This is a genomic window from Actinosynnema sp. NPDC023658, assembly GCF_040639995.1.
Classification (GTDB): domain Bacteria; phylum Actinomycetota; class Actinomycetes; order Mycobacteriales; family Pseudonocardiaceae; genus Actinosynnema.
Genome location: NZ_JBFAAX010000143.1, coordinates 6,632 through 12,910, shown reverse-complemented (window position 1 = coordinate 12,910; position 6,279 = coordinate 6,632). Strand labels below are relative to the sequence as shown.

Here is a 6,279-nt window from a genome sequence, read left to right as displayed (position 1 = left end):
GGCGCGGTCGACCGGCTCGCCGGTGATAAAGACCCGGTAGTACAGCGGCGCGCAGGTCAGGCGGACGAGTTCGACGGGGTCGGGCCGCGGGGGCAGCTCGCCGCGTTCGACGGCCCGCGCCACGACCTTCGCCGCCTCTGCGTGCCGGGCGGCGTAGAACCGCCGCTTCGCCTCCAGGGCCCGGGTCGACTGGAGGGCGGCGGCCACCACCGCGACCGGCACGGGTCGCCGCGCGGGGTCGGTGAAGGTGTCCGCGACCTCGGTGGCGATGGCGATCAGGTCGCCCTCGACCGTGCCCGTGTCGGGTACCGGCCAGTCGGTCTCGCGGGTGTGGTCGAGGGCGTCGGCCACGAGCACGTCGACGCTGCCCCACCGGCGGTAGACGGTGGTCTTGTGCACGCCCGCGCGGTCCGCGACGTGCTCCACCGTCAGGTCGCGATAGTCGCGCTCGGCCAGCTCGGCGTGCACGGCCGCGAGGACGGCTTCGCGCACGCGGGCGGAGCGGCCACCGGGTCGGGAGGTCACAATGCAACTCCAGTTGCGTTAGAGGGCGCAGCTGTGCCACTCTAACGCAACCTCAGTCGCGTTAGGAGCGTGTCGTTGACCCCCGACCCCACCGTGATCCCCGATCCCACCGCCCTGCACCCGCTGCCGCACGCCGACCGCGTCGTCCAGCTCAAGCCGTTGGTGACGTCACCGAAGATCGTGGTGGGCGAGTACACGTACTACGACGACCCGGAGCACGCACTGGAGTTCGAGACCCGCAACGTGCTGTACGGGTACGGCGAGGAGAAGCTGGTCATCGGCCGGTTCTGCGCGCTGGGGAGCGGCACCCGGTTCATCATGGCCGGCGCGAACCACCTCACCACCGGGGTGTCGACGTTCCCGTTCACGATCTTCGGCGGCACCTGGGCCGAGCGGACGGTGGACCTGATGACCGGCATGGCCACGCGCGGTGACACGGTGGTCGGCAACGACGTCTGGTTCGGCTACGACTCGATCGTCATGCCCGGCGTGACGATCGGGGACGGTGCGATCATCGCGACCGGCGCGGTGGTCACCTCGGACGTGCCGCCGTACACCGTGGTGGGCGGCAACCCGGCCCGGCCGCTGAAGCAGCGGTACCCCGACGAGGACGTGGCCCGGCTGCTGCGCGCCCGGTGGTGGGACTGGCCGGTCGAGCTGATCACCGAGCACGTCCGCACGATCATGTCCGGCACCCCGGCCGACGTCGAGCGCATCGCGGAGGCCTCCCTGTGACCTCGCGTTCGGCGCCGGTGAACAGCCGATCGGTCTAGCGCCACGCCGCCGCGTGACGGGAGATCATGGACGCCGGGAGGTGCGCCATGGCCGAGGACTTCAACCGGTACTGCGACCTGACCATGCGGGGCGGGGCGACGAGCGGCGTCGTCTACCCGTGGGCGGTCGTGGAGCTGGCCGGGCACTACCGGTTCCGGTCGCTGGGCGGTGCTTCGGCGGGCGCGATCGCGGCCGCGTTCACCGCCGCCGCCGAGAAGGGCCGGGACCGGGGCGGCTTCGACAAGCTCAAGGACGTCGTCGACTGGTTCGCCGCGCCCGGCTGGCGGATGGCGCAGCTCTTCCAGCCCAGCGGGCACACCCGCAAGCTGTACCGGATCGTGGCGGCCTCCATGCAGCGCCGCGACACCACCGGCCGCAGCCCGCTCACGTGCCTCCTGCTGGCCCTGATCAGCGCTATCGGGTGGCGGGCCAAGGCGTTCCTGACGCTGGCGACGGCGTTGTGGCTCGTCGGTCCCACCCTGTGGTTTCACTCGGTCGAGTGGGGTTCGACGCCGACCTGGGTGTTGATCGGGCTGATCGTCGTCGTCCTGATCGCCGTGCCGGGGATCGTGCTGAGGGTCCTGCCGCGCGGCCGGGACGCGTGGCTGCGCCGCATCGGCACCGGAGTGCTCCTCGTCGTCCCGCTGATCCCGGTCGCCCTGGGCACCCGGTGGACGGCGGCGAGCCTGGCGAGCGCGGCCACCGCCGCGGTGTGGTGGCTGGTGCTCGGGTTCGCGTTCGTCAGCGCGGTCGCGCTCACCTACGGCCTGGGCGCCAAGCGCTTCCTCGACCGGATGGCCACCACCGTCCACTTCGGACTGGTACCGGGCACCGGGTCGTTCCGGCCGAACTTCTGGGACCGCCGCTGCGGCGTGCCCGCCTCGACCGGCGTGCCGCCGCTGAGCGACTGGATCGCGGACCGGCTGGACGACCTGTCCGGCACCGCGGACCTGACCTTCGCCGACCTCACCACGAACCTGGTCCTGATGACGACGGACCTGTCCGAGGGCCGCCCCTACCGGCTGCCGTTCACCGAACCGCGCGCCGCGTGGCTGTTCTGCCCGACGTGCCTGGGCACCGTGCTGCCGCGGCGGGTCGTGGACAAGCTCGGCCACGACGCCACGCCGCACCACTGCCCGCTGCACCCCGACCGGACCGTCAACGCGCTGCCCGCGAACCTGCCGGTCGCGCTGGCCGTGCGGATGAGCATGCCGCTGCCCGGCCTGATCGCGGCGGTGCCGCTGGTGCGCGCCGAGCCGGAACCGCGCGTGCACTGGTTCTCCGACGGCGGCATCACCAGCAACTTCCCCATCCACTTCTTCGACAACCTGCTGCCGCGCTGGCCCACGTTCGGCCTCAGCCTCCAGTCCTACCCGCCGGGCGACGACCGGCACGTCTGGCTGCCCGAGCAGGACGCGTCCACCAGCGGCACGCCGTGGCGCGGCATCGGGCTGGTGCAGCACTTCGCGTCCGCGATCCTCGACACCATGCTCGACTGGCGCGACACCATGCAGTCCGCGCTGCCCGGCTACCGGGGCCGGATCGCGCACGTCCGCGTCGGCGCGCTGGAGGGCGGCACGAACCTGTTCATGCGCCCGGAGACGATCCGCGCCCTGGCCGAGCGCGGCGCGGAGGCCGGACGGCTGCTGCGCACCCGGTTCACCGAGGACGGCGGCACGAAGACCGACCGCTACCGCTGGATCCGGATGCGGCTGGCCATGCGCGAGTACCAGCAGCTGGCCGAGCAGTCCGGCGAGCGCGCCGACCTGTACCGCGACCTGACCGCCCGCTACCGGATCCCGGAGGACCTGCACGAGTGGTTCACCACGCCGCCGGACGGCACGGACCCGAACGCGCGCGAGATCGGCCTGACCCTGGACGCCCTGGGCGCGGTGCCCGACGGCCCGTTCGACGGCGAGCCGCCGATCGACCCGGACCTCCGCCTCACCCCGCCGGAGTGACGCCGACGCGCCCCGCCGACTGCCGAACGAGCTGCTGAGGCGGGGTCGGCCGCCGGGCGGGCCCGCGGGGTCAGATGTCGTCCAGGAACTCGTCCACCTCGGCCAGCGCGCGCCGGCGCACCGGCTCGGCGGACAGGAACAGGTCGTGCATCCCGCCCTCCACCGGCACGATCCGCACCTGCCCGCCGATCTTCGGCCCCCACTGCCGCATGTGCTCCACGTCCAGCACGGTGTCGGCGGTCATCGCCTCGGGCGTCCACCGCTTCGCGTGCAGCAGGCTGCGACCGGACCGGAGCAGCAGCACGGGCACCCGCACGTCCAGGCCCCGGTGCAGCTCGGCGTGCGCGCGGCGGATCGCGCGCAGCCACCCGGCGTGCACCGGGAACGCCTCGATCGGCTTCCACGCGGTGTCGAAGTCCCACTCGCCGTGGTGGTCGCGGTGGATGCTCTCGCCGTACACCGGACCCAGTCCGGGCTTGAGCACCAGTCGCGGCGCGAACCGGCCGACACCGCGGATCACCGCCGTGCCCACCGTCCGCAGCAGCCACGGCTCGGCCAGGTCCAGCCACGGGCTGTTGAGCACCAACGCGTCCAGCACGTCGTCCGAACGCCGCTCGTGCGCCCACAGGCTGGTGATCAGCCCACCGGTCGAGTGACCCATGACCACGAGGTGCCGGTGGCCGTCCTCCTCGCGGATCACCCGCGCCGCCGCGTCGATCTCCTCGAAGTGCTCGGTCAGGTCGGTCACGAAGTTCGCCACCTGACCCGGCCGCAAGGACCGGCCGTACGCGCGCAGGTCGATGGCGTAGAAGTCGAAGCCGCGCGCGGCGAAGTGCTCGGCCACGTGCCGCTGGAAGAAGTAGTCCGCGAAGCCGTGCACGTACAGCACCGCGCCACGGGTGGCGGGCCGTGCCCGGCGGCGGACCAGGGTGGCCGTCACGTCCCCGCCGCCCAGGGGCAGCGCGCGGGTTTCGTAGTCGGTGCCGAGCACGTCTGCGTTCACCGGGTCAGTGTGCATGCCGATTCACTCGAACGGCGAGAGGTGGCGGGTGGGTCGTGGCACTGTGTGAGTCATGAGCAGCGAGGAGATCGAACGGTCGACGACGCGTGTGCGATTCCCCGGCATCAGCCCGCGGGCGTACGAGCACCCGGTCGACCGGGGGGCGTTGGCGGTCCTGCGCGCGGTGCCGGGCATCGGTCCGGTGTTGCAGGCGGTGGCGGGGGCGTTCACCGAGCGCGGTGAGCGGTTGGGTTACCTGGCGTCGAGCATCAGGGTGGGTCCGAAGCAGTACCCGGAGCTGGACCGGCTGCGGTTGGAGACGGCGGCGACGCTGGACGTCGACCCGGTGCCGGAGCTGTTCGTCAAGCGCGACCCGGTCCCCAACGCCATGGCGCTGGGCATCGACAAGCCGTTCATCGTGCTCACCACGGGGCTGGTCGAGCTGCTCGACACCGAAGGCCTGCGGTTCGCCATCGGGCACGAGATGGGCCACGTGCTGTCCGGGCACGCGCTGTACCAGACGATCCTGCAACGGCTCATGCAGCTGCAGTACAGCGTGGGGTGGATGCCCGCCGGGTACTGGGCGATCCGCGCGGTCATCGCGGCGCTGTGCGAGTGGTACCGCAAGACGGAGCTGACCTGCGACCGCGCCGGCCTGCTGTGCGTGCAGGACCCGGCCGCCACGCTGCGCGTGCACGTGGCCATGGCGGGCGGCATGGACCTCAGCCAGGTCGACACGGCGGAGTTCCTCAAGCAGGCCAAGGAGTACGAGCAGGTCGAGGACGTCCGCGACAGCGTGCTCAAGCTGATCCGCACGTGGCCGCTGACGCACCCGCTGGCCGTGGTGCGCGCCGCGGAGCTGCAGAGGTGGGCCGCGAGCGAGGAGTACCGGACCATCCTGACCGGCACGTACCAGCGGCGCGAGGACGACCGGCCGACGAGCTCGTTCACCGAGGACGTCAGGTCGGCGGCCCGGTCGTACAAGGAGTCGGCGGCCCAGTCCGACGACCCGCTGATGAAGGTCCTGAACGAGTTCGGCGACGTGCTGTCCGGCGCGGCGGGCAAGGTGCGCGACAAGTTCACCGGAGCGAACTAGTCCGATTGGCCCAGCATTCTGGTCCGTTGTGGCTAATCTCCTCCTGATGTCCTAGATCAGGAGGAGGGGCGATGCGGCTTGCCGCGTTGTTGGTGACGTTGTTGATGGCTCTCGCGGGCACCGCCACGGCGGCCGGTCCGGCGGACGACCGCGTGGTGGACGACCGCGTGGTCGGCGGGCAGCGGGTCTCGATCGGCCAGTACCCGTGGGTGGTGTACGTGACCGACGCGAGCGGCCTGCAGTTCTGCGGCGGCACGCTGGTCGCGCCGGACAAGGTGCTCACGGCCGCGCACTGCGCGTCCGCCCGGACGCCGCGCAACACCCGGGTCGTGGTGGGCCGGGAGGACCGCAAGAGCCAGGAGGGCGAGGTCGTCCGGCTCACCGGCATCTGGGTCCACCCGGACTACGTGTCGGCGGACCAGGGCGCGGACGTCGCGGTGCTGACGCTGGACCACGCCGTGGACTACCAGCCCCTGCCGCTCGCCCAGCCGTCCGACCAGGAGCTGTACGAGCCGGGGACGAACGGCGTGGTGCTGGGTTGGGGCCGCACGACCGAGCAGGGTTCGTCGTCGCGGTACCTGCGGGCCGCGACCGTGCCGGTGATGGCGGACCAGGACTGCCACGACGCCTACCCGCAGTACGACCCGGACGAGATGGTGTGCGCCGGGTACCCGGAGGGTGGCGTGGACACCTGCCAGGGCGATTCGGGCGGCCCGTTCGCGGCCGGCGGCAAGCTGATCGGCGTCACCTCTTGGGGTGAAGGTTGTGCCCGCGAGGGCAAGCCGGGCGTCTACAGCGACGTCTCCGCCTACGCCGGCGCGATCGAGGAGCAGCTGAACCGCTGACCCGGCGGGGGGGGGGGGGCGCCGGGGCGGCGGGGGCGGGGGCCCCGCCGCCCGCGGGGGGGGGGGGGCCGGGGGGGG

General features: G+C 72.4%; 6 protein-coding genes. 4 read left to right on the top strand and 2 right to left on the bottom strand.

Features of this window, described 5'->3' with window-relative positions; all coding sequences use genetic code 11:
* On the bottom strand, positions 1 to 525 hold a 525-nt coding region (locus tag AB0G02_RS17535), incomplete at its 3' end, for a TetR/AcrR family transcriptional regulator (protein WP_360795051.1).
* A 93-nt stretch (positions 526 to 618) separates the two neighbouring features.
* Here AB0G02_RS17535 and AB0G02_RS17530 point away from each other — a divergent pair.
* Complete coding sequence (locus tag AB0G02_RS17530; RefSeq protein ID WP_360795054.1) at positions 619 to 1,260, top strand: CatB-related O-acetyltransferase; 642 nt, start codon at positions 619 to 621, stop codon at positions 1,258 to 1,260.
* An 86-nt stretch (positions 1,261 to 1,346) separates the two neighbouring features.
* Complete coding sequence (locus tag AB0G02_RS17525; protein ID WP_360795048.1) at positions 1,347 to 3,260, top strand: patatin; 1,914 nt, start codon at positions 1,347 to 1,349, stop codon at positions 3,258 to 3,260.
* Positions 3,261 to 3,330: 70 nt separating this feature from the next.
* Here the strand turns inward: AB0G02_RS17525 and AB0G02_RS17520 are convergent, their stop codons facing one another.
* Positions 3,331 to 4,263 carry an alpha/beta hydrolase gene (locus AB0G02_RS17520; protein WP_360795045.1) on the bottom strand — a complete coding sequence of 311 codons (933 nt, stop codon included), beginning with the start codon at positions 4,261 to 4,263 and terminating at the stop codon, positions 3,331 to 3,333.
* A gap of 70 nt (positions 4,264 to 4,333) precedes the next feature.
* Here AB0G02_RS17520 and AB0G02_RS17515 point away from each other — a divergent pair, with 70 nt between their 5' ends.
* Together AB0G02_RS17515 and AB0G02_RS17510 are read left to right on the top strand one after the other, a co-directional pair.
* The gene (locus tag AB0G02_RS17515) at positions 4,334 to 5,356 is read left to right on the top strand and encodes a M48 family metallopeptidase (RefSeq protein WP_360795042.1); all 1,023 of its coding nucleotides are present in this window, start codon (positions 4,334 to 4,336) and stop codon (positions 5,354 to 5,356) included.
* Positions 5,357 to 5,427: 71 nt separating this feature from the next.
* Positions 5,428 to 6,201, top strand: a complete 774-nt coding sequence (locus tag AB0G02_RS17510) for a serine protease (RefSeq protein WP_360795039.1) — start codon at positions 5,428 to 5,430, stop codon at positions 6,199 to 6,201.
* Positions 6,202 to 6,279 lie beyond the last annotated feature (78 nt).